Origin of the sequence: Brevibacterium sanguinis (genome assembly GCF_003315415.1) — a bacterium.
Classification (GTDB): Bacteria; Actinomycetota; Actinomycetes; order Actinomycetales; family Brevibacteriaceae; genus Brevibacterium; species Brevibacterium celere_A.
The window spans coordinates 48,473-73,697 of the sequence record NZ_QNSB01000011.1 but is presented as its reverse complement, the minus strand read 5'-3'; the positions used below and the strand labels follow the sequence as shown (position 1 = coordinate 73,697).

At 68.6% G+C, this 25,225-nt stretch carries 26 protein-coding genes and 1 riboswitch; of the genes, 15 read left to right on the top strand and 11 right to left on the bottom strand.

The features are described 5' to 3' along the window. Positions 1–8: 8 nt before the first annotated feature. From lysS to DFO65_RS14240, 6 genes are all read left to right on the top strand, one after another. Positions 9–1,562, top strand: coding sequence for a lysine--tRNA ligase (gene lysS, locus DFO65_RS14260; RefSeq protein ID WP_113905106.1), 1,554 nt, complete (start codon positions 9–11; stop codon positions 1,560–1,562). Positions 1,563–1,569: 7 nt separating this feature from the next. Beyond that, complete coding sequence (locus DFO65_RS14255; RefSeq protein ID WP_113905105.1) at positions 1,570–1,812, top strand: hypothetical protein; 243 nt, start codon at positions 1,570–1,572, stop codon at positions 1,810–1,812. After that, on the top strand, positions 1,790–2,119 hold the full coding sequence (locus tag DFO65_RS14250) for a histone-like nucleoid-structuring protein Lsr2 (RefSeq protein WP_342766930.1): 330 nt from the start codon (positions 1,790–1,792) through the stop codon (positions 2,117–2,119). The genes DFO65_RS14255 and DFO65_RS14250 overlap by 23 nt, the downstream gene beginning before the upstream one ends. A 135-nt stretch (positions 2,120–2,254) precedes the next feature. After that, positions 2,255–2,680, top strand: a complete 426-nt coding sequence (locus DFO65_RS16970) for a hypothetical protein (protein ID WP_147233364.1) — start codon at positions 2,255–2,257, stop codon at positions 2,678–2,680. Positions 2,681–2,860: 180 nt separating this feature from the next. Next, on the top strand, positions 2,861–5,413 hold the full coding sequence (locus tag DFO65_RS14245) for an ATP-dependent Clp protease ATP-binding subunit (RefSeq protein ID WP_113905103.1): 2,553 nt from the start codon (positions 2,861–2,863) through the stop codon (positions 5,411–5,413). Between the two features lie 280 nt (positions 5,414–5,693). Beyond that, positions 5,694–6,212, top strand: a complete 519-nt coding sequence (locus tag DFO65_RS14240) for an amino-acid N-acetyltransferase (RefSeq protein WP_428844231.1) — start codon at positions 5,694–5,696, stop codon at positions 6,210–6,212. Here the strand turns inward: DFO65_RS14240 and DFO65_RS14235 are convergent. Further along, positions 6,199–7,077 (bottom strand): alpha/beta fold hydrolase, encoded by an 879-nt coding sequence (locus DFO65_RS14235; RefSeq protein ID WP_113905101.1) that lies wholly within the window; start codon positions 7,075–7,077, stop codon positions 6,199–6,201. The genes DFO65_RS14240 and DFO65_RS14235 overlap by 14 nt on opposite strands. Before the next feature lie 61 nt (positions 7,078–7,138). On the opposite strand from DFO65_RS14235, the gene DFO65_RS17325 reads away from it, so the two are divergent. Further along, positions 7,139–7,729, top strand: coding sequence for a CGNR zinc finger domain-containing protein (locus DFO65_RS17325; RefSeq protein ID WP_181778736.1), 591 nt, complete (start codon positions 7,139–7,141; stop codon positions 7,727–7,729). On the opposite strand, the gene DFO65_RS14225 is transcribed toward DFO65_RS17325, so the two are convergent. Further along, positions 7,713–8,732, bottom strand: coding sequence for an A/G-specific adenine glycosylase (locus DFO65_RS14225; RefSeq protein ID WP_181778735.1), 1,020 nt, complete (start codon positions 8,730–8,732; stop codon positions 7,713–7,715). The genes DFO65_RS17325 and DFO65_RS14225 overlap by 17 nt on opposite strands. 36 nt (positions 8,733–8,768) lie before the next feature. On the opposite strand from DFO65_RS14225, the gene DFO65_RS14220 reads away from it, so the two are divergent. Continuing rightward, the gene (locus DFO65_RS14220) at positions 8,769–9,515 is read left to right on the top strand and encodes a hypothetical protein (RefSeq protein ID WP_245940798.1); all 747 of its coding nucleotides are present in this window, start codon (positions 8,769–8,771) and stop codon (positions 9,513–9,515) included. A 38-nt stretch (positions 9,516–9,553) separates the two neighbouring features. On the opposite strand, the gene DFO65_RS14215 is transcribed toward DFO65_RS14220, so the two are convergent. The 5 genes from DFO65_RS14215 to DFO65_RS14195 all read right to left on the bottom strand — a co-directional run bounded on the left by DFO65_RS14215 (position 9,554) and on the right by DFO65_RS14195 (position 15,147). After that, on the bottom strand, positions 9,554–9,946 hold the full coding sequence (locus DFO65_RS14215) for a VOC family protein (protein WP_113905099.1): 393 nt from the start codon (positions 9,944–9,946) through the stop codon (positions 9,554–9,556). A gap of 67 nt (positions 9,947–10,013) precedes the next feature. Further along, positions 10,014–11,357 (bottom strand): DNA repair protein RadA, encoded by a 1,344-nt coding sequence (gene radA / locus DFO65_RS14210; protein WP_113905098.1) that lies wholly within the window; start codon positions 11,355–11,357, stop codon positions 10,014–10,016. A 136-nt stretch (positions 11,358–11,493) separates the two neighbouring features. Next, on the bottom strand, positions 11,494–12,261 hold the full coding sequence (map, locus tag DFO65_RS14205; RefSeq protein ID WP_113905097.1) for a type I methionyl aminopeptidase: 768 nt from the start codon (positions 12,259–12,261) through the stop codon (positions 11,494–11,496). Between the two features lie 83 nt (positions 12,262–12,344). After that, entirely contained in the window at positions 12,345–13,892 is a 1,548-nt protein-coding gene (amaB, locus tag DFO65_RS14200; RefSeq protein WP_113905096.1) for an L-piperidine-6-carboxylate dehydrogenase, read from the bottom strand. Between the two features lie 85 nt (positions 13,893–13,977). Further along, positions 13,978–15,147 carry an NAD(P)/FAD-dependent oxidoreductase gene (locus DFO65_RS14195; protein ID WP_245940797.1) on the bottom strand — a complete coding sequence of 390 codons (1,170 nt, stop codon included), beginning with the start codon at positions 15,145–15,147 and terminating at the stop codon, positions 13,978–13,980. A gap of 134 nt (positions 15,148–15,281) precedes the next feature. Here DFO65_RS14195 and DFO65_RS14190 point away from each other — a divergent pair, with 134 nt between their 5' ends. The 4 genes from DFO65_RS14190 (at position 15,282) to DFO65_RS14175 (ending at position 17,760) form a co-directional block, all read left to right on the top strand. Continuing rightward, positions 15,282–16,184, top strand: a complete 903-nt coding sequence (locus DFO65_RS14190; protein WP_113905095.1) for a LysR family transcriptional regulator — start codon at positions 15,282–15,284, stop codon at positions 16,182–16,184. After that, positions 16,181–16,783: a class I SAM-dependent methyltransferase gene (locus tag DFO65_RS14185; protein ID WP_113905094.1), complete on the top strand. Its 603-nt coding sequence runs from the start codon at positions 16,181–16,183 to the stop codon at positions 16,781–16,783. The genes DFO65_RS14190 and DFO65_RS14185 overlap by 4 nt, the downstream gene beginning before the upstream one ends. Before the next feature lie 46 nt (positions 16,784–16,829). Next, positions 16,830–17,150: a putative quinol monooxygenase gene (locus DFO65_RS14180; RefSeq protein ID WP_113905093.1), complete on the top strand. Its 321-nt coding sequence runs from the start codon at positions 16,830–16,832 to the stop codon at positions 17,148–17,150. 64 nt (positions 17,151–17,214) lie between these two features. Continuing rightward, positions 17,215–17,760 carry a hypothetical protein gene (locus DFO65_RS14175; protein ID WP_113905092.1) on the top strand — a complete coding sequence of 182 codons (546 nt, stop codon included), beginning with the start codon at positions 17,215–17,217 and terminating at the stop codon, positions 17,758–17,760. Between the two features lie 11 nt (positions 17,761–17,771). Here the strand turns inward: DFO65_RS14175 and DFO65_RS14170 are convergent, their stop codons facing one another. From DFO65_RS14170 to DFO65_RS14155, 4 genes are all read right to left on the bottom strand, one after another. Further along, complete coding sequence (locus DFO65_RS14170) at positions 17,772–18,599, bottom strand: energy-coupling factor transporter transmembrane component T family protein (RefSeq protein WP_428844229.1); 828 nt, start codon at positions 18,597–18,599, stop codon at positions 17,772–17,774. Beyond that, entirely contained in the window at positions 18,583–20,085 is a 1,503-nt protein-coding gene (locus DFO65_RS14165) for an ABC transporter ATP-binding protein (protein ID WP_113905090.1), read from the bottom strand. The genes DFO65_RS14170 and DFO65_RS14165 overlap by 17 nt, the downstream gene beginning before the upstream one ends. Next, complete coding sequence (locus tag DFO65_RS14160; protein WP_113905089.1) at positions 20,085–20,747, bottom strand: ECF transporter S component; 663 nt, start codon at positions 20,745–20,747, stop codon at positions 20,085–20,087. The genes DFO65_RS14165 and DFO65_RS14160 overlap by 1 nt, the downstream gene beginning before the upstream one ends. A 24-nt stretch (positions 20,748–20,771) precedes the next feature. After that, a riboswitch (TPP riboswitch) is annotated at positions 20,772–20,880 on the bottom strand. A gap of 35 nt (positions 20,881–20,915) precedes the next feature. Beyond that, positions 20,916–21,455: a DUF4916 domain-containing protein gene (locus tag DFO65_RS14155; protein ID WP_113905088.1), complete on the bottom strand. Its 540-nt coding sequence runs from the start codon at positions 21,453–21,455 to the stop codon at positions 20,916–20,918. 246 nt (positions 21,456–21,701) lie between these two features. Between DFO65_RS14155 and DFO65_RS14150 the strand changes: the two genes are divergently transcribed. The 3 genes from DFO65_RS14150 to DFO65_RS14140 are packed head-to-tail and all read left to right on the top strand — an operon-like array spanning position 21,702 to position 25,221. Beyond that, positions 21,702–23,198 (top strand): MmgE/PrpD family protein, encoded by a 1,497-nt coding sequence (locus tag DFO65_RS14150; protein ID WP_113905087.1) that lies wholly within the window; start codon positions 21,702–21,704, stop codon positions 23,196–23,198. After that, complete coding sequence (gene prpB, locus DFO65_RS14145) at positions 23,198–24,103, top strand: methylisocitrate lyase (RefSeq protein WP_113905086.1); 906 nt, start codon at positions 23,198–23,200, stop codon at positions 24,101–24,103. Before DFO65_RS14150 ends, prpB begins: the two co-directional genes overlap by 1 nt. Next, the gene (locus tag DFO65_RS14140; RefSeq protein WP_113905085.1) at positions 24,100–25,221 is read left to right on the top strand and encodes a bifunctional 2-methylcitrate synthase/citrate synthase; all 1,122 of its coding nucleotides are present in this window, start codon (positions 24,100–24,102) and stop codon (positions 25,219–25,221) included. The genes prpB and DFO65_RS14140 overlap by 4 nt, the downstream gene beginning before the upstream one ends. Positions 25,222–25,225: the final 4 nt, after the last annotated feature.

The window sequence follows — 25,225 nt, the reverse complement described above, 5'->3', positions numbered from 1 at the left end:
TAGAACCCATGGCAGAAACTGAGTCGAACGCGCCCGAGGAACCATCGACGGACCACAACGATCCGGAGCAGATCCGCATCCGCAAGGAGAAGCGGCAGAGGCTGCTCGACTCCGGTGCCGAGGCCTATCCCGTCGGCGTCGATCGCACTCACACCCTCGCCGAGGTCCACGCCGCTCATGACGATCTCGAGGCCGGGGACGAGACCGACGGCGTCGTCGGCGTCGTCGGTCGCGTCGTGTTCGTGCGCACCACCGGCAAGCTCTGCTTCGTCACCCTCCAGTCCGGCGACGGCACCCGCCTGCAGGGCATGCTGTCCCTGCGGGAGGTCGGGCAGGAGCGCCTGAGCGACTTCAAGACCGACGTCGACCTCGGCGACTTCATCTTCGTCCACGGCCGGGTGATCAAATCCAAGCGCGGTGAGCTGTCCGTGCTCGCCGACTCGTGGTCCATGGCGAGCAAGGCGCTGCGCCCACTGCCGGGACTGCACACGGAGCTGGCCGAGGACACCCGTGTGCGTCAGCGCTACCTCGACCTCATCACCCGCGAGGAGGCGCGGCGGACGATGCGGACCCGGGCCGCCGTCGTCAGCTCCCTGCGCCGGACCTTCGCTGACCAGGACTTCATCGAGATCGAGACTCCCATGCTGCAGGTCATGCACGGCGGGGCCTCGGCGCGTCCGTTCAAGACGCACATGAACGCCTACGACATCGACATGTACCTGCGCATCGCCCCCGAGCTGTTCCTCAAGCGGGCGATCGTCGGCGGCATCGAGAACGTCTTCGAGATCAACCGCAACTTCCGCAACGAGGGGGCGGACTCGACGCACTCTCCCGAGTTCGCGATGCTCGAGGCCTACCAGTCCTACGGCGACTACCATTCCATCGCGGATCTGACGAAGACGCTCGTGCAGAACGCCGCCCAGGACGCGACCGGCTCCCTCGTCGTCACCCTCGACGACGGGACCGAGTACGACTTCGGCGGGGACTGGGCAGTCGTGAGCATGTACGAGACGCTGAGCGAGGAGTCCGGCGTCGAGGTCACGCCGGAGACCGGGCTCGACGTCCTCGATCGGATCGCCGCCGACAACGGCGTCGATCTCACCGGGGTCTTCCGGTCGCACGGCAAGTACGTCGAAGAGCTGTGGGAGCACTTCTACTCCGACAGGCTGTGGGCACCGACCTTCGTCACCGACTTCCCGGTCGACACCTCACCGCTCGTGCGTGAGCATCGGAGCAAGAAGGGCGTCGTCGAGAAATGGGATCTCTACGTGCGCGGTTTCGAACTGGCCACGGGGTACTCGGAGCTCGTCGATCCCGTGATCCAGAGGCAGCGGTTCGAGGCCCAGGCCGCCGACGCGGCCCGCGGCGACGACGAGGCGATGGGCCTCGACGAGGAATTCCTCACCGCGATGGAGCACGGAATGCCGCCGACGGGAGGCATGGGAATGGGACTCGATCGTCTGCTCATGGCCCTGACCGGATTGGGCATTCGCGAAACCATTCTCTTCCCATTCACGAAACCGATCGCTTCCGCGAAGGCGGAAATACCTCAGGAGGGATGAGCTCATTATGGATCTCATCAAGGCTCTTCTGCCCTCGATCTGCGTCGCATTGCTCTTCTGGTACGTCATGCGGAACATTCTCCGGGCGGATCGCACCGAGCGCGAGCAGATCGAGAAGTTCTATTCGGAACATGAAGTGCGGGAAACACCCGATAATGACGAGGCAAATGTTAGGATGACTGCGGCAGATAATTCTGATTATGGAAAGAGTGGTCATGGCACGGGAGATGCGACTCGTCCTCACGGATGATCTCGACGGTTCTGAAGCATCGGAAACAGTTCGCTTCAGCATCGATCAGGGCACATATGAGCTCGAACTGTCGAGCGAGAACGCAGAGAAGCTGCGGGAGACATTCGCCCCCTATATTGCAAAAGCCCGCCGTGTCGCCAACCCCGGTGGCCGCAGCCGCCGTTCGGGATCGGGCTCCGGCGGTTCCGGACCGAAGCGGGACACCGCCAAGATCCGCGAATGGGCACAGGAGAACGGATACCAGCTCGGAGATCGCGGACGCATTCCGCAGGAGATCGTGCAGGCGTACGAGGCAGCCAACAGCTGACCTCGTCCGAGAAGCCCTCGAGGGGCCGGTGACTCAGTCACCGGCCCCTCGAGCATGCACGGACCATTTCCGTCGTCGCCCGAGCCGCGGCCCGGTGCATGATTCGGCGCGACGGTGGAATGGTGCGATGGTGGAATGGTGCGGCGAAATGATCGCCGCGGCAATTGCCGCCGGGGTTTCGCGCATGTCGACCGCTCATTCCCAGCGGTGATTCCGGATTGCTTCCGCTCCGATGAATGGCCGTTCGACGATGCGGTCGAGAATGCCCGCTCGACGAAACGGTCGAGAATGACCGGTCGACGATTCGGCGAAAGGGGTCGACGCGATGCGGTCCCGGCCCATTTCGGATCATTCGCGATCGCCGGCGCACAATCCGCCACGTCGTTTTCGACCGCGCTGTCGTATTCGGCTGCCCTGCCGTATTCGACCGCCGGGCAATCCGGCGGCGAATTGCGCGATCCGGCGATCCCGGGTCGGGATATCGCCGTGGTCCCATTCGACGATCATCCCCGGTCGACGATTCCCGAAGACCGCATTCGCCGGACAAGTCGACTTCTGTGACCGAAAGCAGCGGGCGGTCGCACCCCGAGGGCTCTTTTCTCGGCCCGAGGGAAGCCGCGTGACCTGTCTGCAACCTGATTTCGCCCACAGCCAAACGGTTTCGGCTGAGGGCGAAACGCGCAATACATCCGGGGGTTCTCTCGTTACGCTCTAGAGAATACAAGACCGAGGAGGATGAATATGTTCGAGCGGTTCACCGACCGAGCACGCCGAGTGGTGGTGCTGGCGCAGGAAGAAGCCAAGCTACTCAAGCATAACTACATCGGAACCGAGCACATCCTGCTCGGCCTGATCCATGAGGGTGAGGGCCTGGCAGCCAAGGCACTCGAGGGCATGGACATCTCCCTGGAGCAGGTCCGCGATCAGGTGCAGGAGATCATCGGACAGGGACAGCAGGCCCCGAGCGGCCACATCCCGTTCACTCCGCGCGCCAAGAAGGTCCTCGAGCTCAGCCTCCGCGAGGCCCTGCAGCTCGGGCACAGCTACATCGGCACCGAGCACATCCTGCTCGGGCTCATCCGCGAGGGTGAGGGTGTGGCCGCCCAGGTCCTCGTCAAGCTCGGAGCCGATCTCGGTCGGGTCCGCCAAGAGGTCATCAAGCTGCTGTCGGGCTACCAGGGCAAGGAGCCCGTCGCCGCCGGCGGGCGCGAAGAGGGCACTCCGTCCGGTTCGCTGGTCCTCGACCAGTTCGGTCGCAACCTCACCGCTGCGGCGCGCGAGGGCAAGCTCGACCCGGTCATCGGTCGCCACGAGCAGATGCAGCGGGTCATGCAGATCCTGTCGCGCCGGACGAAGAACAACCCGGTCCTCATCGGCGAACCCGGCGTCGGCAAGACCGCCGTCGTCGAGGGGCTCGCGCAGTCCATCGTCAACGGCGAGGTGCCGGAGATCCTCAAGGACAAGCAGCTCTACACCCTCGACCTCGGTTCGCTCGTCGCCGGCTCCCGGTACCGCGGTGACTTCGAGGAACGCCTGAAGAAGGTGCTCAAGGAGATCCGCACCCGCGGCGACATCATCCTGTTCATCGACGAGATCCACACCCTCGTCGGAGCCGGAGCCGCCGAGGGCGCGATCGACGCGGCCTCGATCCTCAAGCCGATGCTCGCCCGCGGTGAGCTGCAGACCATCGGTGCGACGACTCTCGAGGAGTACCGCAAGCACATCGAGAAGGATGCGGCTCTCGAGCGTCGCTTCCAGCCGATCCAGGTGCCCGAGCCCTCGCTCGCGCACTCGATCGAGATCCTCAAGGGCCTGCGCGACAAGTACGAGGCCCACCACAAGGTGACGATCACCGAGGGTGCGCTCTCGGCCGCGGTCAACATGTCCGACCGCTACGTCAACGACCGCTACCTGCCGGACAAGGCGATCGACCTCATCGACGAGGCGGGTGCGAAGCTGCGCATCTCGCGTCTGTCGGTGCCGCAGGAGATCCGTGACCTCGAGGAGGAGATCCTCAAGGCGCGCCACCGCAAGGAAGCCGCCATCGACGCGCAGGACTTCGAGCTCGCCGCCTCCGAGCGCGACGCGGAGATGAAGCTCGTCAAGGACAAGGAGGAGAAGACCGAGGCCTGGCGGAAGGGCGGCAAGGAGACCTCATCGGTCGTCGACGCCGACCTCATCGCCGAGGTGCTCGCCTCCGCGACGGGGATCCCGATCTTCAAGCTCACGGAGGAGGAGTCCTCGCGCCTGCTGCGGATGGAGGACGAGCTGCACAAGCGCATCATCGGGCAGAACGACGCGGTCAAGTCGATCTCCCGCGCGATCCGACGCACCCGTGCCGGACTCAAGGACCCCAAGCGTCCTTCGGGCTCGTTCATCTTCGCCGGTCCCACCGGCGTGGGAAAGACCGAGCTCGCCAAGGCGCTCGCGGAGTTCCTCTTCGGCGACGAGGATTCGCTCATCAGCCTCGACATGTCGGAGTACTCGGAGAAGCACACCGTCTCGCGGCTGTTCGGCTCGCCCCCCGGCTATGTCGGCTACGAAGAGGGCGGCCAGCTGACCGAGAAGGTCCGCCGGAAGCCGTTCTCGGTGGTCCTCTTCGACGAGGTGGAGAAGGCGCACTCGGACATCTTCAACTCGCTGCTGCAGATCCTCGAGGACGGTCGCCTGACGGACTCGCAGGGTCGTGAGGTGGACTTCAAGAACACCATCATCATCATGACCACGAACCTCGGCACGCGCGACATCTCGAGCGGGCTGCAGCTGGGCTTCCAGGTCGAGGGCGACACGAAGACGTCCTACGACCGGATGAAGCAGCGGGTCAACGAAGAGCTCAAGCAGCACTTCCGTCCCGAGTTCCTCAACCGCGTCGACGACACGATCGTGTTCCCGCAGCTGAACAAGGAGGAGATCGTCGAGATCGTCGATCTGTTCCTCGCCCGCCTCGACCAGAGGCTCGCGGATCAGGGCATGCACATCGCGCTCACCGATGCGGCCAAGAACCTGCTCGCCGATCGCGGCTACGACCCGGTCCTCGGCGCCCGACCGCTGCGCCGGACAATCCAGCTCGAGATCGAGGACCAGCTGTCGGAGAAGATCCTGTTCAAGGAGATCGGCCGCGGTCAGACCATCAAGGTCGACGTCGAGGGCGAAGGACGTGACGCGAAGTTCACCTTCGAGGGCGTCGAGACCGAGGAGCGGGCGATCGAGGATTCGTCCGAATCCGGCGGTGAGCTCGCCGGGGCGGGCTCGGGCCCGTCCGGCGGCACCGGTCCGGGGGCCTCGGCCTCCTGACCGACGCCGCGGCCGGCGACCCGCCGGCCGCGGCGTGAACGAGTGGCACCCGTCGGCGACGACATGAACGGTGGTCACAGACCGGAGGGCACTGGGCATCCCCGCCCGGACACCTTCGGCTCTGTGGCCGCCGTTGTCGTCTGCCCGGAGACCGAGCTGTCGCCGTGGGGGCTCGCCGGATGCGCGGCGGGGACCGGTGCGATGATTGAATGAGGCCATGACGACTCCCGCGCACTTCGACCACGACGACCTCTCGCAGCACCACCATCACAGCCACGGTCTGCCCAGCGGACTGCGCCTGCGACGCGCGCGCACCAGCGACGTCAAGTCGATCGAGGCGCTGGTCGCGCCCCTGGCCGAGCAGCGGATCCTCCTGGCCAAGGACACCGTCACCTACTACGAGTCGCTGCAGGAGTTCTGGCTGGTCGTCGACCCGCAGCCCGACGGCACCGAGGTGCTCGCCGGCTGCGCGGCCCTGCACGTCATCTGGGCCGACCTCGCCGAGGCGCGCACCGTCGCGACCTCCCCGGACTACCGGGGGAGAGGGGTGGGGAAGGCGCTGATCAGGCAGCTCCTCGCCGACGCACAGGCGATCGGCGTCGACCGCGTGTTCTGCCTGACGTTCGAGACCGGGTTCTTCCGGTCCCTGGGGTTCGAGGAGATCAAGGGCATCCCCGTGTCTCCGGAGGTCTACGTCGAACTCCTCCACTCCGCCGACGAAGGCGTGGCCGAGTTCCTCGACCTCGCCCGCGTCAAGCCCAACACCTTGGGCAACACCCGGATGATCAAGTACCTGTGACCTGAGCCGACCCGGTTACGGACCAGAAGTCGTGCAGTTCGGCGAGGAGAACCTGCGGCGCCTCCTCCGGGATGAAGTGGCCGCAGTCGGCGATCGCACGGCCCCGGACGTCGTTGGCGTACTTCTCCCAGACCCCCGCGATGTCGGTGTTCGCGGCCAACCCGTCTGCTCCCCACAGGGCGAGGACCGGAGCATCGATCGTGGATCCGGCCCGGTGGTCGACGTCGTCATCGGCGACGTCCTCGTGGGTCGCCCGGTAGTCGTCGAATCCGGCGCGCATCGCGCCAGGCTGTTCGAACGCGCGCACATAGGACCCGATGTGGGGTTCGACGAGATCTCGGCGGAGCGTCCAGCGCTCGAAGAAGTAGCGCAGGTACGGCTCGACGTTCCCCGCGGTCAGCTGCTCCGGCAGGTCCTTCTGCATATGGAGGAGCCAGTGGAAGAAGCCCTCGGCGGTGCGCATCCTCCCGTTCGTGAACATCGCGTGCGTCGGTGCCACATCGAGAACGGTGAGAGTGTCCACCCGCTCGGGAGAGTCGAGCGCGAGCCGGTGGGCGACCCGGGCTCCGCGATCATGGCCGACGATATGCGCCGAGGTGATCCCCAGCGCGTCCATGATCCCGACGACGTCACGGGCCATGGTGCGCTTGTCGTAGCCGCCTACCGGCTTGTCACTGAGCCCGTACCCGCGCAGATCAGGGGCGACGACCCGCAGCTCGGTTCCGAGGCCGGCGGCGACGGTGCGCCAGCACGACGAGTTCTGCGGCCAGCCATGCAGGAGGATCACGGCTGGGACGTGGTCGGGTGCCTCGTTGAGCCGGCAGTGGAAGGACAGGGTGTCGACGGTGACGAATGCTGATCTCATGTGTTCAGCTAACCACATGAACCGGTTAGACGGAAATGAGGGGGAGGGCTATCGTGGGGATGTGAACGATTGGCTCTGGTACGGGGGAGAGGTCTGCCTCGATTTCGTCAACACCCTGCGCGACAGGTACGGGCCGGCTCGCGAGACGCTCGTGGAGCCGGTCGACCTGTCGCGATGGATCGACGCCGCTGGGCTCGGAACCACTGAGGTGCCCGGTCAGCGCGAACTCGACTCTGCGCTTCGGCTGAGAGCGGCGATCTCCCGTCTTCTCGAAGCTGCGGACGAGACCACAGACGACGACCTCGACCTCATCAACGGGGTGATCGGGGCCGGCGTGACCGCGCCTCGGCTGGAGCGAGGACCACAGGGAGCGCCCGTGGTCGTGAGGCCGGTCGTCACCGTGGACTCGGCGCTGTCCCTCATCGCGCTCAATGCCCTGGACGTCCTCGAACGGGGCCGACCGCAGCGGATCAGGACCTGCGCCCATGATCGCTGCGGCCTCGTGTTCTACGACTCCTCACGTGCGGGCAGTCGGCGGTGGTGCTCGATGGACCGCTGCGGCAACAGGGCCAAGGCGGCCAGGCACGCGGCCCGGACTGCGGGGGACGCGGGCGACGATGCGCCGGCCGGGACCGTCACCGCGGGAGGCTGAGCCTGTCCTCGTGGCGCTCGGCGAGACCGTCGGCGATGAGGTCGGAGACCAGCCGCGACACCCTGTGCGCGTCGGCGGAGAGATCACGCATCCTGCGCAGCGACGCCGCCGTCACCGGTCCCAGTTCGTCGAGCAGTCGGAGGTCCACCTCGGCGGTGGGGGCGAGGAACAGGTCCACCGGCACCGAGGTGGGCGATGCGTCGTCCGTGTGGGCGGCTCTGAGCACGTCCATGATGGCGCCGCGCAGCTGCCGGTCCGTGCCCGCCCACTTCTGCGCCGTGGGCTTCGTCGCCGAGGCGGGTCGACCGGCCCGGTTCCACGCGCAGAGATCACTGAGCGGGCAGTCGGCGCAGCGGGGACCGCGGGCGGTGCACACGAGGGCCCCGAACTCCATCACTCCCGCGTTCCACTCCCGATGCCGCTCGAGGGGGACGAACCCCTGGGCCCATTGGGTCTCCCGGCGGCTCGGGGCGGGCGTCGGACGGTCCCGTCCGGCGAAGAGCCGGATGAGGACACGGCGCACGTTCGTGTCGAGGACGGTGGTGCGTTCGCCATGGGCGAAGGATGCGACAGCGGCCGCCGTGTAGGCGCCGATGCCCGGCAGCGTTTCGAGCTCGGTCGCCGTCATCGGCACCCGGCCGCCGTGCTCGGCGACGATGACGCGGGCCGCCTCCTGCAGGCGCAGCGCCCGCCGGGGGTAGCCGAGGCGATCCCAACGGCGCAGCACCTCGGCGGTGGGAGCCTGGGCGAGGTCGGCGGGGGTGGGCCAGCGCGCCATCCACTCGCGCCAGCGCGGTTCGACGCGGGCGACCGGGGTCTGCTGGGACATGATCTCGCTGACGAGGATCGCCCAGGCGCTAGTGTCCGGCTCGCGCCACGGCAGGGGGCGGGCGGCTGCGGCGAACCAGTCGATGATCGTCGAGCGCACGCGGTCGACCGCGGCCTCGGCCACTCGGGGGAGCGCGCCCGGTCCCGGGTTTTCGGGGGTCGTGCGGTGTGTCATTTGGATGCGCAATCGCTTCGCCATAGGCTCAAAGCGATGACTCCTTCCAATCGTGGTTCCCAGCCGGGGCGGCCCCAGTCTAGCGGGAAGCTGCCCGCGCACGTGTACCGTCGCCGACGGATCACGCTGGCCGTGCTCAGCCTCGTCGTTCTCGGGCTGCTGGTGCTCGGCGTGGTCGGGATCGTCAACGCGATCACGGGCGGGCGGGAAGGGCCGGCGACCGAGCCGGTCGCCACGCAGACGCCCACCCCCACCGCTCCGGTTCCCGACGAGACTGCGGCGAGCGGGCGCTGCCCCGACAAGGCCGTCGCGGTGAGCGCGAAGACGGACAAGAAGAGCTACGCGGAGGGTGCGGAGCCGAAGTTCGAGCTCGTCATCGCCAACCAGCACGACGTCACATGCCTCATCGAGGTCGGGACGAAGAACCAGGAGTTCGTCGTCGAGAAGGACGGCGAGGTCGTCTGGTCGTCGACGTACTGCGCGGTCGACGATGACGAGAACGCCGAGATGTCCACGGAGTTCGCCCCGCAGACGGAGAAGACCGCCCAGTTCAAGTGGAATCGGATCGCCGTCGACAAGAACTGCAATCGGACGAACAAGGAGTTCGAGGCCGGCGCGTACGAGCTCATCGTCAAGCTCGGCGAGAAGGAGAGCGAACCGGTGCCCTTCGAACTCGAGAAGGACGAGGCGACCAAGGCCAAGGAGAAGAAAGAGGCCGAGGAGAAGAAGGAAGCCGAGGAGACGGAGAAGGCGGAGGAGACGGAGAGCCCCGCCGAGAACTGAGGAGGCTCGCGGCACCCGCCCTGACTCGTCAGGACCCGTCAGGCCCCGCGGTAGGAGCCGACGCCCCAGGAGTTGCCGTCGTGGTCGCGGAAATCGAAGGCGCGACCCCCATGCGGCTGGGTGGCCACCGGATTGACGATCGCATGGCCCATGTCGCGGATCTCCCGGTAGAGCCGATCGACCTCCCGCTCGGAGTCGACCACGACGTAGACGGAGCTGCCCCCGACGCTGTCGAGAGCCGAACCGTCGTGCCGGACCGAACCGAACATGATGCCCCCGGTCTCACCGAGCGCGTACTCGGCATGGACGACGGTGCGCGGTTCGTCCTCGTCCCTGACCGTCAGCCGCTCGGTGAAACCGAGAGTGACCAGCAGGGCGGCGGTGGCCTCGGCGTCCGTCGTGCGAAACGCTGGGAAGACTGTCGTGGTCATGCCTCAAGAATGCGCCCTGCACGAGATTCCGGCAACCGTCTGCAGACGATCATCCGGCCGGCAGCGGTCATTCGAGCAGCCAGCTGACGGCCTCGGCGACCAGCTCGCATTCCTTGACCTCCATGTCGCCCGGGGTGGAGACGTTGCGCAGGGCGCCCTTGGCGACGACGGCCCTCCGAATGCCCAGCCGGGCCGCCTCGTTGAGCCGCTGACCCAGGTTGGGCACGTTGCGGATCTCCCCGGAGAGGCTGATCTCCCCGATCGCCACGAACCGGTCCGTCAGCGCCTTCGTCATGGCCGCCGAGGCGAGCGAGAGGCAGATCGCCAGATCGCTCGCCGGTTCGGCGAGTTTCGCCCCGCCCACGGTGGCGGTGAAGACATCGCACTTGGACAGGTCGATCGCCTTGATGTGCTGACTGAGCACCGCGAGCATCATCGCGACCCGCGAGGAGTCGACGCCGGAGACCGAGCGCCGCGACTGACCGGCCGCGGACGGCGTGATGAGTGACTGGACCTCGACGAGCAGCGGACGCTTGCCCTCCTGGGTCACCGTCAGGCACGTGCCGGGCGGATTGCCGCTGCTGCGGGAGAGGAACAGGCCGGAGGGGTCCTCGAGGCTCTGGATCCCGTTCTCGGTCATGTCGAAGCAGCCGACCTCATCGGTGGGTCCGAAGCGGTTCTTCACGGAGCGGAGCATGCGCAGCCGCGAGTGCCGTTCCCCTTCGAACGTGCAGACGACATCGACGAGGTGCTCGAGCAGCCGGGGTCCGGCGATCGACCCGTCCTTCGTGATGTGGCCGACCAGGACAGTGGGCAGGTTCCTCGCCTTCGCCTCCCTGATGAGGGCTGCGGCGACCTCCCTGACCTGGGTGACGCCCCCGGGCACCCCGTCGACCTCGGAGGAGGCCAGGGTCTGGATCGAGTCGACGACGAGCAGGGCGGGCTCCTCGGCCTCGATCATGCCCAGTGTCGCCCCGAGGTCGGTCTCCGCCGCGAGCAGCAGGGTGTCCTCGATGGCGTTGATCCGCTCGGCGCGCAGCCGCACCTGTCCCGCGGACTCCTCCCCGGTGACGTAGAGGACCTTCGCGTTGAAGCGCGCGATCCGGGAGGCCACGTCGAGGAGCAGCGTCGACTTCCCGACCCCGGGCTCCCCGGAGAGCAGCACGACGGCGCCGGGCACGATCCCGCCGCCGAGGACCCGGTCGAACTCGGAGACATAGGTCGGCTTCGCCTGGGCGAGAGTGGCGTCGACCGCGGTGATCGGCTTCGCTCCGTTCGACTTCTTGACCTTCGTCTTGATCCGAGCGGATCCCGCACCCTTCTCCTCGAGGGTGCCCCAGGCCTGGCACTCCGGACAGCGGCCCAGCCACTTGACGCATGTGTATCCGCATTCGGTGCAGGTGAAAGACATGGCCTCATCCTTGCACGGACCACGGACACGAGCCGGACCACGGGCACGAGCCGGACCACGGGCACGAGCCGGACCACGGGCACGAGCCGGACCACGGGCACGAGCCGTGCCGCGGACACGAGCCGTGCGCCGGTGGTCAGTCCTCGACGGTGAGGACGCGGGGACCGTCCTCGGTGACGGCGATCGTGTTCTCCGAATGCGCACCGTTCGAGCCGTCGGCCAGGCGCAGAGTCCAGCCGTCCTTGTCGACCTTGAGCTTCTTCGAGGTCAGCGACCACCAGGGCTCGATCGCCAGGGTCAGGCCGGGCTTGAGCACCATGCCGCGTCCGCCCTTGCCGCGATTGGGGACATGCGGATCCTCGTGCATCGTGTGCCCGAGGCCGTGCCCGCCGAAATCGAGGTTGACCGGGATGCGCAGGGAGTCCGCGACGTCCCCGATCGCCTGGGAGATGTCGCCGAGGCGGTTGCCCGGCTGTGCCGCGCTGATCCCGGCCTCGAGACCGGTCCAGGTGGAGTCGATGAGGCGCTGGTCCTCCTCGCTGCCCTCGCCGACGACCACCGACCTCGCCGCGTCGGCGACCCAGCCGTCGATCGAGACCGCGAAGTCGAGGGTGAGCAGGTCGCCGTTCCTCATCACGTAGTCGTGGGGCTTGCCGTGGAGGACCCCGTCGTTGACGGACAGGCAGATGACGTTGCGGAAGGGGCCCGAGCCGAAGGACGGGGCGTAGTCCCAGTAGCAGGAGACCGCGCCCGCGTCCTCGATGAGCTTCCGGGCCCGGTTCTCCAGGTGGAGCAGATTCATCCCGGGCTCGGCCGTCGCGCACAGCTCGGCGAGCGTCTTCGCGACGAACCGTCCGGTCACCGCCATCTTGTCGATCTCGGCGGGGGTCTTCAGCTCAATCACTTCGGTGGGCTCCTTCAGTCGGCGGGTCGAACCACCTGCAACTCTAGTCGCTCCCATCCCGCCGGGTCGGCGCGACCCAGCCCCTAGAGGAACTCCACCCCCTGGGCCAGCGGCAGCTCGCCCGAGTAGTTGATGGTGTTCGTCGCCTGTCGCATGTAGGCCTTCCAGGAGTCCGATCCCGATTCGCGTCCGCCCCCGGTCTCCTTCTCCCCGCCGAAGGCGCCGCCGATCTCGGCCCCCGAGGTGCCGATGTTGACGTTGGCGATGCCGCAGTCGGAGCGGGAGAGGAACCGCTCGGACTCGGCGAGGTCGGAGGTGAAGATCGCCGAGGACAGTCCCTGAGGCACCCCGTTGTGGATCTCGAGCGCCTCGTCGAGGTCGGAGTAGGTGACGACGTAGAGGATCGGGGCGAAGGTCTCCGATTCCATCACCGCCGTCTGGGAGGGCATCCGCACCACCGCCGGTTCGACGTAGTAGGCGTCAGGACGCTCGTCGGCGAGCACCCGCCCGCCGCCGCAGAGCACCTCGCCTCCCTCGGCCTGCGCCTGTTCCAGCGCGTCCTGCATCGCCCGGTAGGAGCCCTCGTTGATGAGCGGGCCGACGAGGACGCCGTCGGTGGTCGGCGAGCCGATGCTCAGGGTGGAGTAGGCGGAGACGATCCGGTCGACGAGATCGTCGGCGATGGATTCGTGGACGATGAGGCGGCGCAGCGTCGTGCAGCGCTGACCGGCGGTTCCGGCGGCGGCGAAGACGACGCCGCGCAGGGCGAGGTCGATGTCGGCGCTCGGGGCGACGATCGCGGCGTTGTTGCCGCCGAGCTCGAGGAGCACCCGCCCGAACCTCTCGGCCACGATCGGTCCCACCTCGCGGCCCATCCGCACCGAGCCGGTCGCCGAGACCAGCGCCACCCGACGGTCGCGGACCAGCGCATCGCCGATGTCCCTGCCGCCGACGAGGACGGGGACGAGATCCTCCGGCGCACCCACCTCGGCGGCGGCCCGGGCGAGCAGGGACTGTGCCCCGAGGGCGGCGAGGACGGCGTTCTCGGAGGGCTTCCACACGACGGAGTCGCCGGCGACGAGGGCGAGTGCGGTGTTCCACGAGTACACGGCGACGGGGAAGTTGAACGCGGAGATGACGCCGACGACGCCGAGGGGATGCCAGGTCTCCATGAGCCGATGCCCGGGCCGCTCGCTCGGCATCGTCTTGCCCCACAGCTGCCGCGACTGACCGAGGGCGAACTCGCAGATGTCGATCATCTCCTGCACCTCGCCGGCGGCCTCCGAGGGGGTCTTGCCGGCCTCGACGGTGACGATCTTCGCGAGGTCCTCCTTGTGCTCGGTGAGCAACTGTCCCCACCGGCTGACGAGCTGACCGCGCACCGGTGCCGGCACATCGCGCCAGGAGTCGAAGGCCTGCCGGGCCCGGCCGATCTTCTCCGCCGCGGTCTCGGGAGTGTCGGCCGCGATCCGGCCGAGCACCTGTCCGGTGATGGGGGAGCGGGCGGTCAGGGAACCGGCGGGCTCGGCGCCGAGCACCGCGGTGTCGACACCGCAGGCGGACAGCCCCTCGGTGAGCAGGGAGGAGATCGACTCATCGGTGGGCAGGGCGGTGTGGGTGGTGGCAGTCATTGCTGTCCTTTCTTCGGTGGGGGAGTTCGGTGGGCGGTGCGGCCCGGACGATGCGGTCCCGGCGAGTGCGGCCGGGTCGCTGGGGTCAGACGATGTTGAGCTCCGTGCGCAGTCCCGAGGTGGCGAAGCGCTGCTTGTCCAGGCCGGAGACGTCGACGAAGGGCTCGCGCCCGGCGACGATGTCGGCGACGACCTCGCCGACGGCCGGTCCCATGAGGAAGCCGTGGCCGGAGAACCCGCAGGCGTAGACGAAGCCCTCGAGCTCCTCGGCGGCGCCGATGAGCGCGTTGTGGTCCGGCGTCATCTCATACAGCCCGGCCCAGCCGTGCTTGACCTGGACGTCGGCCAGCGCGGGCGCGCGGCGGTCGATGAGCTCGGAGAGGTATCCCAGCCAGTCCGGGTCGCGGCGCTCGGAGAAGGTCCAGGAGTCGGTCTCGTCCGGGCAGCCGAAGAGCAGGCCGGGACCCTCGGGATGGACGTAGAAGCTGGTCGAGAAGTCGATCGTGAACGGCATCCCGGTGGTGTCGAAGTCGACCGGTTCGCTGACCATGATCTCCCGGCGCAGTGGTCGCACCGGCAGTTCGACGCCCGCCATGTCACCGATGAGCCCGGACCAGGCCCCCGCCGCGCACACGACCTGGGAGCAGGCGATGGTGCCGCGGGTGGTGACGACCGAGTCGATCGCGCGGGCTCCGGGCGGGCCGCTCGTCGCGATGCCGGTGACCTCGCAGGACTTGAGCACCCTCACCCCGAGCTCGCGAGCGGCGCGGATGTAGCCGGAGACCACCGCCTCGGGAGTGCAGTGCCCGTCCCCGGGGTTGAACGCGGCGGCGACGAGGCCGTCGGTGCTGATGTGGGGTGACAGCGCCTTCGCCTCGGCTGTGGTGAGCATCCGCGAATCGAGGCCCATCCGCTGCTGGAGGGCGACGTTGGCGGCGAAGGCGTCGGCGGACTCGTCGCTGTCGAGGAGGAACAGGTAGCCGTTGGTCACGAGGTCGATGTCGGTGCCGAAGTCCCGCTCGAAGGTCCGCAGCACCTCGAGGCTGCGCACGGCGAGGGAGATGTTGACCTCATCGGAGAACTGGCAGCGGACCCCGCCGGCGGCCTTCGACGTCGACCCGGCCCCGGGGATGTCGCGTTCGACGAGAACGACATCCCGCGTTCCCCGCCGGGCCAGATGGTACGCGATGGCCGCGCCCATGACGCCGGCGCCGATGATGACCACCTCGGCGCGGGCCGGAATCGGATTCTGCACGTCTCACCTCACTGTCGGCAGCGCTCGCGCGCAGCGTCGCGCTCACAGCCATTGTGGGCGCGGCCACGTTTTAGGGCAAGGGCCAGTCCGTGAAAGTTGTGTTCAGGAAAACTGAAAACAGGTAGTCTCGCCCCATGGCATGGACGCTTGCGCAGCTGCGCACCTTCGCCGCGGTCGCCGACCGCGGGTCGATGACGCGCGCGGCCGAGCAGCTCGGCTACAGCGTCGGGGCGGTGTCCCAGCACATCTCCGCCCTGCGCCACGTCGTCGGAGCGGACCTGTTCGTCCGCCGGGGCCGGGGCATGGTGCTCTCCGAGGCGGGCCGCACCCTGCTTCCGCGCGTGCGCAGCATCCTCGCCGCCGAGAGGCAGGCCGAGCAGGCGATGCTCGGCCGCGACTTCCGCAGCGAGGCGATCGTCACCCTCGGCGTGTTCGGCTCCGCGTCGATCGTCGCGCTCCCGCGCATCGTCGCGGCGCTCGCCGAGCGGCATCCGCACATCGACGTCCGCGCCCGGGAGATCGACGTCGAGACGATGGCCGCGGCCGTCGTCGACGGGGCGATCGACCTGGGGATCGGCGTCGACTACCCGAGCGTCCGGCTGCCGCCGATGCGAGGAGTGCGGTGGACGACGGCGGCGGTCGAGGACTTCGGTGTCGTCACCCCCGCAGGCCGCGCCCGTCCCGATCCCGCGGAGCTCGCCGATGCGGACTGGATCCTGCCCCCGGCCGACGAGCTCTTCGGCCGGGCGCTGCGGTTGGCCACCGCCGCGATCGGGATTGCGGCGAAGGAGACGCACATCGTCACCGACACGGCCGTCGCGCTCGCGCTCGCCGGCACCGGCCTCGGGCTGACCCTCGCCACGCCCATCATGATGTCCCTGGCCGGTCCCGGGGTCGAGCTCCATCCCCTCGCCGAGGTGGGCGGCCGGGAGATCATCGTGCTCACCGCCCCGGACCCTGAGGAATCGGTCGCGGCCGTCGCCGAGGTGGTGGCCGAGGTCTTTGCGGGAGATTCTCTGCCTAGAATGTGCCCATGAGCTTCGACCACAAGTGGAACCGCCTGCGAGAGTCCAACCCCGAGCACTCGGCGAACTACGCCCAGCGGTGGCGCAAGCTCGTCGACGCCGGGCACGACATCGGAGGCGAGGCCCGCTTCGTCAACGCGATGGCCCCGCGCCGGGCGCGGATCCTCGACGCCGGCTGCGGGACCGGCAGGGTGGGCGGTCTGCTCATCGAGGCCGGGCACACCGTGTACGGGGTCGACCTCGACGAGTTCCTCATCTCCGTCGCCGAGGAGGACTTCCCGAGCGGCCAATGGCACACCGGCGACCTCGCCGACTTCGACTTCGCCGCCGCCGGGATCACCGACATCGACGTCGCCGTCTGCGCCGGGAACGTCCTCGCCTTCCTCGACCCGTCCTCCCGACGCCAGACGCTGGCGAACATCAAGTCGACCCTGAAGTCGGGCGGACGGTTCGTCGCCGGGTTCGGAGCCGGGCGCGGATACGACTTCGCCGACTTCTCAGCCGACGTGAGGTCGACGGGAATGCTCGTCGACCTCCAGCTCTCATCCTGGGAGCTCCACCCCTTCGAACCCGACAGCGACTTCCTCGTGCTCATCGCCGAGAGGATCTGAGAGAATCGGTGGGCACACCGAACCGATTCTCAAGTGAGGGAAGTCAATGATCTTCATCGTGGTCAAGTACGACGTCAAGCCCGAGAGCGTGGACAACTTCCCCGAGGCCGTGCGGGAGTTCACCGAGGCGACTCGCGCGGAACCGGGCAACCTGTGGTTCGAATGGTCGAAGAGCCTGGAGAACCCCAATGAGTACGTCCTCGTCGAGGCATTCACCGACGAGGGCGCCGAACCGCATGTGACCAGCGATCATTTCCAGGCCGGGCTCGAGGCCATGCGCCCCCACCTGAACTCGACCCCGCAGATCATCTCGCGCAAGATCGACGGCGAGGGCTGGGACCGGATGGGCGAGCTCCAGATCGACTGATCGTCGCTGACACCTGCCTTCGCCGCCGCTGCCCCACCTGCGGTCGAGCGCCTAGACTTCCGGTATGGCTGCGAAAGAGATGAACGCCGAGGCGATCGCGAACGCGCTCGGCGAACCCTGGGCCGATGTCCGGGCCCGCCTCGAGGCCGCGGGAGGGGCGTCGGCGAGTCACAAGGAACTCGCCGACGCCCTCTACCCGCAGTACGAGGGCAGGGTGAACAACCACGGCTGGTGGGTGCAGGGTGCCGTCGTCGCCTACGAGCAGGAGATCGGCCGTCGAGTGCCCGGGCAGAGAGCCGACGGCACCTTCGAGGTCGCGGTCTCGCGCACCGTGCCCCTCGGCCGTGACGAGGCCATCAAGCGGTTCGGCGCGCTCATCGAGGATCCGGCCCGCGACGGGGTCCCCCTCAGCGGCGACCCGAGGATGTCGGAGACGCCCAAGCGCACCTACTGGAGGGCCGACATGGCCGGCGGCGCGCGGATCGAGGCGGCCGCCGAACCGAAGGCCGAGGGCAGGTCGCTGCTCACCGTCACGGTCGCCAGACTCCCGAGCCCGGAGGCGCTCGAGGAGTGGCGGACCTACTTCCGGGAGTTCCTCAGGCAGATCTGAGAGCCTGGAGCTCAGCCGCCGAGGATCGGGTTCCACGTCCCCAGCACCAGCGCCGAGGCGATCGCCGCGACGCCGACGAGGACCGCGGAGCCCAGCAGCACCAGGTCCCGCGGATGGAAGGCCGAGCGCCGGCGCCACGTCCGGCCCGGCCGACCGAATGCCCGTCCCTCCATCGCCATCGCCATCCGCGTGCCCCGGCGGATCGCCTGGACGAGCAGGGCGAAGATGCCGGCGACGAGGCTCGACGCGCGCTGCAGGGGCGAACCATCCGCGACTCCGCGCGCCCGCCGGGCCATCGACAGCGTCTGCCAGTCGACGACGAGCAGCCCGAGCAGCCGGCCGGCGGCGAGGACGGACACGACGAGGGTCTCGGGCAGCCTGAGATGTTGGATCAGCGCGTCCGCGAGATCCCTGGGATCGATCGTCGAGGCGAGCACCACGAGGGGGATCGCCAGGGCCAGGGCCCGGACGAAGATCGCGGCGGCCACCGACGCCGACCCCGTGGTGATGAGCAGGGGACCGAGCTCGACGAGCACGGCTCCGGTCTTCTCCGCCAGGATCGCCGTCCCCCAGGCCGCGAGCAGGGCACCGGCGGGCAGGAACCACAGCCGCTTGAGCGCCTGGACGGGATCGAGCCCGGAGGCGGGCAGGAGGACGAGGGAGAACGCGAGGACGATCCCCGCGGACACGAGGTCGATGCTCAGCAGGGCCGCGACCATGAGAACCAGCGCGACGGTGATCTTCGTCAGGGGATTGCACCTGGCGACCGCGGTCGTCCGCACCACGGGGATGAGCTGACCGGGATCGGCGACCGGCGTGCGCTCACTCAACGGTCTCACCTCGCAGCGCGTGAACCGGATCGGCTGCCCTCCTTGGTGCCCCCGCCCCGAGACCGACGCGCCGGGCGCCGATCGCATCGAGGAACTCGAGGTCATGGCTGACCGCGATGACGGCGCAACCGTGGTCGAGCACCTCGAGGAACAGGTCGACGAGCCCCGCCCAGGTCAGCGCGTCCTGACCGAAGGTCGGCTCGTCGACGACGAGCACCGCCGGTCGCGGGGCCAGCATCGCCGCCACCGACAGCCTGCGCTTCTCACCACCTGAGAGCCCCTGCGGGTGCGCCTCGGCGCGGTCGGCAAGACCGAGGGTGAGCAGGAGAGCGCTCACCCGCGCCTCGACCTCAGCGGCCGTCCATCCGGCCAATCGCGGCCCGAGGGCGAGCTCCTCGGCGACCGTCGCCCGGAGGAACTGGTGATCGGGTTCCTGGAACACCGACCCGATGCGCGGAGCGAGGAACCTCGACGACCAGCGGAACGGCCGGGAGTGCTTCGCCCCGCGCGCCAGCCTGCCCTGGACGGCCACCTCGCCGGCGAACTCGGGGATGAGACCGGCCAGGGTGAGCGCGGTCGTCGACTTCCCGGCGCCGTTGGGCCCGACGATGCCCACGGCCTCACCCGCATGGACCGTGAGATCGAGGTCCCGGGCGGCGGGGACGCACGCGCCGGGACGAGCGACGGCGAGGGAGCGGGCGCCGAGCACCGCCTCGGCGGGGGAGTGGGCACGACGGGACTGCCCCAGGGCGCGCACGGCCCCCGGCACCCGGATCCCGCATCGCTCGAGCACGTCGCTCAGTTCCGGGTCGCCGAGGATCCGCCTCGGCGGGCCCTCGACGAGCACCCCGTCGGGACCGAGGACGATCACCGTGTCGACGTGGTCGATCCACAGGTCGACGCGGTGCTCGACGACGATCATCGTCGCCCCGGTCTCCGCCTGCATCCTCAGGACGGCGTCACGGATGCCGGCGGTCGACTCCGGGTCGATGTTGGCGGTCGGCTCGTCGAGGACGAGGATCTGCGGGGCCATCGCGAGGATCCCGGCCAGGGCCAGGCGCTGCTTCTGCCCGCCGGAGAGCGCGGCGGTGGGGTGGTCGTGGTCGAGGTCGAGGCCCATCGCGGGCAGCGCCGAGGCGATGCGGGGCTCGATCTCGGCCGCCGGCATCCCGAGGTTCTCCATCCCGAAGGCGACGTCGTCGCCGACCCGGGAGAAGACGACCTGGGCATCGGGATCCTGGAACACGACGCCGACCTCGCCGCGGCCGGGGTCCGGGGGAGCGTCGCCGAGGAGGATCTCACCCCTGGCCTCACCGGATTCGGCCGGCAGGACTCCGGCGATCGCATGGAGCAGAGTCGACTTGCCCGAGCCGGAGGGACCGAGCAGGAGCACTCTCTCACCCGCGGCGATGTCGAGATCGAGGGGACCGACGGCGGGGGCGACGCGGTCGGCGTGCCGCCACGAGAACCCGCGCGCGGTGACCGGCAGCGGCATCAGCGCCGACCGGGGATCGGGGCGCGTCGACCCGAGGCGAAGGAGCTCAGCGCCCCGGTGCGGGCGATCGCCCGGTAGGCGAACCAGGCGCCGATCCCGGAGATGACGAGACCGGAGAGGAGAGCGCACCCGGCGTAGACGAGCTGGAAGCTCGGCTGCCAGGCGGCGTTGTACATGATGTTCTCGCTCACGGCCATGAATGCGGCCGCGACGAGTCCCGACAGGCTCGTCACCCCCAGGGTGAACCGGCGGTAGCGGCAAGCGGCGAAGACGAGTTCGGCGCCGAGGCCCTGGAGGAAGCCCGAGAGCAGCACCGTCGCACCGAAGTGCGAGCCGAGGACCGCCTCGACGACGGCGGCGATCACCTCGCACAGCAGAGCAGCCCCCGGTTTGCGGATGACGACGGCGGCCAGCGGCCCCGCGAGGACCCACAGGCCCGCGATCAGGCCGATGGCGGGTGGGAAGGCCTGGAAGGCGACCTCGAGGAACTTCCAGCTCAGCGCCAGGACCCAGAAGACGAGCCCGACGCCGATGCCGAGCACGGCGGTGACGACGTAGTCGACGACCCGCCACCTCGTCGTCGCCGGGACGGCGGACGCGGCTGCAGGTGTCTGTGATGGAGCGGAGTGGTGCGCTGGCGTCTGCGCGGCATTGTTCGGCATGATGCCTCCTGGATGTCAGGAGGGGTGTCAAGAGTCTCGACTTCCTTCGGCGGTGCTAGCCGCATCAGGTTCGAGGGTCTGCAGCAGTTTCTGCACTCTCAGCGCCCTTGGTGGCGCTCCCCTGTCGTAGGACCCACTGTACAACAGGGCAGGAGGGTGCGCGGACCCTCAGATCGAGAAGCCCAGGTGCGTGAGCGCGGCCTTGAGGATGTGGACCTGGCCGTGGCCGAGCTCCCCGACGATGTCGGCGCGCAGCGTCTCCTCGGGAGTCAGCCAGTCCAGGCAGAGGGCATCGGCCCGGGGCGTGCACTCACCGCGGACCTCCATGATGAAGCACATCGCGATCGCATGCTGGCGGGGGTCGTGGAGCAGCGAGGCCCCCTCGGTGGGGAAGTACTCGGCGATGTGGAACGGGGCGATCGCCGGGGGGATGACCGGCAGCGCCATCGGCCCGAGGTCGTTCTCGGCATGCCGGAGCAGCGCGGCGCGGATGCTCTCGTGGAACCGGATCCGCCCGCCGATGATCTCCCGGCCCAGGGTCCCGTCGTCGAGGGTGCGCAGCAGCAGGCCGATCCGCTCGACATTGCCGGCCTCCCCGACGCGGACCGGAATCGCATTGACATAGGGGATCGGAAGCTGCCGTCGCAGCCGCGCCAGCTCGGCGTCCTCGAACCAGTTCTCGTCGTAGTCCAGCGCAGTCCGGGTCATGGGCCAATGATTCCACAGACTGCGCCCGTTCAGAAGAGCGCCGAGGCGCGGGCGACCGGAGCCGCATGCCGCCGGGACACTCTGGTCGGGTGGGCCCCGCCTCGGGTAATGTATCTCGATGTCAAGATAAAACGGTGGGCCGACCGGTGTCGTTCCGTGACGTGGCCTACAGTTGTGTCAACCACTCTCAGGCCGTCACGGACGACGCAGACGTGGCAGCCGTCAGGACGATTGAAGGGGTCACCCATGATTGATCACGAAGTTCGCACGTACCGGAGCTCGGAGGAACTGGCGCGCGAGGACCAGCTGGCCTGGAAGATCGCCGAAGTCGCCGCGGACCCCGTGCCCGTCGACGCAGACGTCACCGAGATGGTGATCAACCGGATCATCGACAACGCCTCCGTCGCCGCCGCCTCGGTGCGCCGCTCTGCCCCCCTGCACGCCCGCGAGCAGGCGCAGGCCCACCCCTTCAGCCCCGGCTCGACCGTCTTCGGCCTGCCCCTGGGTGAGCGGTTCTCCCCGGAATGGGCCGCCTGGGCCAACGGCGTGGCCGTGCGCGAACTCGACTTCCACGACACCTTCCTCGCCGCCGAGTACTCGCACCCCGGCGACAACATCCCCCCGGTCCTCGCCGTCGCCCAGCACAAGGGGATCGCGGGCAAGGACCTCATCAACGGCATCGCCACCGGCTATGAGATCCAGGTCGACCTCGTCAAGGGAATGTGCCTGCACGAGCACAAGATCGACCACGTCGCCCACCTCGGCCCCTCGGCCGCCGCCGGCATCGGCGCCCTGCTCCACCTGCCCACGGAGGTCACCTTCCAGGCGATCCAACAGGCACTGCACGTGACGACAGCGACCCGGCAGTCGCGCAAGGGCGAGATCTCCTCGTGGAAGGCCTACGCTCCGGCGTTCGCCGGCAAGATGGCCGTCGAGGCCGTCGACCGGGCGATGCGCGGCGAAGGCGCTCCGAACCCCATCTACGAGGGCGAGGACGGCTTCATCGCCTGGATCCTCTCCGGCCCCGAGGCCCGCTACACGATCCCGCTGCCGGGCAGGGGCGAATCCAAGCGCGCCATCCTCGACACGTACACGAAGGAGCACTCGGCCGAGTACCAGGCCCAGGCGCTCATCGACCTCGCGCGCAAGCTCGGCGGGGAGATCGAGGACCTGTCGACGATCAAGCGGATCGTCATCCACACCTCCCACCACACCCACAACGTCATCGGCACCGGCGCGAACGATCCGCAGAAGATGGACCCGAACGCCAGCCGGGAAACCCTCGACCACTCGATCATGTACATCTTCGCGGTCGCCATGGAGGACCGGGGCTGGCACCACGAGCGCTCCTACGCCCCCGAGCGCGCCTCCCGCCCGGAGACCGTCGCGCTGTGGCACAAGATCGAGACCACCGAGGACAAGGAGTGGACCCGCCGCTACCACTCGACCGATCCCAACGAGAAGGCCTTCGGCGGACGCGTGGAGATCGAGTTCGAGGACGGCTCCACGCTCGTCGACGAGATCGCCGTCGCCGACGCCCACCCCTTCGGCGCCCGCCCCTTCGTCCGCGCGAACTACATCGAGAAGTTCCGCACCCTGTCCGAGGGGATCCTGTCCGAGGCGGAGGCGAACCGGTTCCTCGACCTCGCCGAGAACCTCGCGGACCTCGACGCCCGCGGTGTGGCCGAGCTCAGCTTCACCGTCGACGGACTCGAGCACACCGGATCGAAGGGCATCTTCTGATGCTGGGCGCGACGACGACCGCCGCCGAGCGGCGGGCACGGTTCCGCGAGCTGCTGGCCGGCGACGGGATCCTCCAGTTCCCCGGCGCCATCAACCCCATCAACGCGCAGATCATCGAGCAGATCGGCTTCGAGGGCGTCTACATCTCCGGCGGGGCCTTCTCCGCGGCCCAGGGTCTGCCCGACATCGGACTGACCACCCTGTCCGAGGTGGCCGACCACGGCCGCAGCATCGCGCGAGTGACGAACCTGCCGACCTTCATCGACGCCGACACCGGCTGGGGTGAGGCGATGAACGTCGCCCGCACCGTCCAGGAGTTCGAGGACGCCGGGATCTCCGGGATGCACCTCGAGGATCAGGTGAATCCGAAGCGCTGCGGCCACCTCGACGGCAAGGAGGTCGTCACCGTCGCCGAGATGACCAAGCGCATCGCGGCCGCGGTCAGGGGACGCCGGGACGAGAACTTCGTCATCTGCGCCCGCACCGACTCCCGCGCCGGCGAGGGGCTCGATTCCGCGATCGACCGCGCGAAGGCCTACGCCGACGCCGGAGCGGACATGATCTTCCCCGAGGCCATGCGGGACCTGGGCGAGTTCGAGAGATTCGCCGCCGCCGTCGACGTGCCGATCCTGGCGAACATGACCGAGTTCGGCAAGAGCGAGCTCTTCACCACCGAGCAGCTCGCGAACGTCGGAGTCAGGCTCGTCATCTACCCGGTGACCACCCTGCGCCTGGCCATGGGCGCCATCAAGTCCGGACTGCAGACGATCCGGGACTCCGGCACCCAGGCGGACCTGCTCGACGGGATGCAGACCCGCGCCGACCTCTACGACACCATCGACTACGCGTCCTACAACGAGTTCGATGCAGCCGTTTTCAACTTCTCACAGGAGGGTCACCAGTGACCGAAGAAATCAAGAAGGGCCTCGCGGGCGTCGTCGTCGACACCACGGCCATCTCCAAAGTCGTCCAGGAGACCAACTCCCTGACCTACCGCGGGTACCCCGTCCAGGAACTCGCCGCCCGCCGCGGCTTCGAGGACGTCGCGTACCTGATCTGGAACGGCGAGCTGCCCACCGCGGCTCAGCTCGAGGAGTTCAAGGCGCGGGAACGCTCCCAGCGGGCCATCGACGAGCGCCTCGTCAAGCTCATCCTCGACCTGCCGACCGACTGCCACCCGATGCACGTCGTGCAGACGGCGGTCGCCTACCTCGGCGCCGTCGACCCCGAGGCCGACACCGAGGGCGAGGAGGCGAACCGGGCGAAGGCCGAGCGCCTCTACGCGCAGCTGCCGACGATCGTCGCGATCGACCACCGCCGGCGCCACGGCCTCGATCCCATCGCGCCGAGTGAGGACCTCGACTACGCGGAGAACTTCTTCCAGATGGTCTTCGGCGAGGTTCCCGCGGAGGAGGTCGTGCGCTGCTTCGACATCTCGATGATCCTCTACGCCGAGCACTCGTTCAACGCCTCGACGTTCACCACCCGGGTCATCACCTCGACGACCTCCGACCTCTACTCGGCCGTGGCCGGCGGGGTCGGCGCGCTCAAGGGACCCCTCCACGGCGGGGCCAACGAAGCGGTGATGGCGATGCTCGAGGAGATCGGCACCGCCGAGCGGGCCTCGGAATGGCTCGATGCCGCTCTGGCCGAGAAGAAGAAGATCATGGGCTTCGGACACCGCGTGTACAAGAACGGCGACTCCCGCGTCCCGACGATGCGCAAGGCGTTCGAGGACATGGTCGCGGTCAAGGGGGCGACGGACCTGCTCGACCTCTACAACACGTTCGAGGAGGACTTCGTCTCCCGCAAGGGCATCTACCCCAACCTCGACTACCCCTCGGGGCCGGCCTACCACCTGATGGGCTTCGACACCGAGCAGTTCACGCCGATCTTCGTCATGGCCCGCATCACCGGGTGGACCGCCCACATCATGGAGCAACAGGCGTCCAACGCGCTGATCCGCCCGCTGAGCGCCTACGACGGTGAGGACCAGCGCGAGGTCCCCGCCGAGCGGGGCTGAGAGG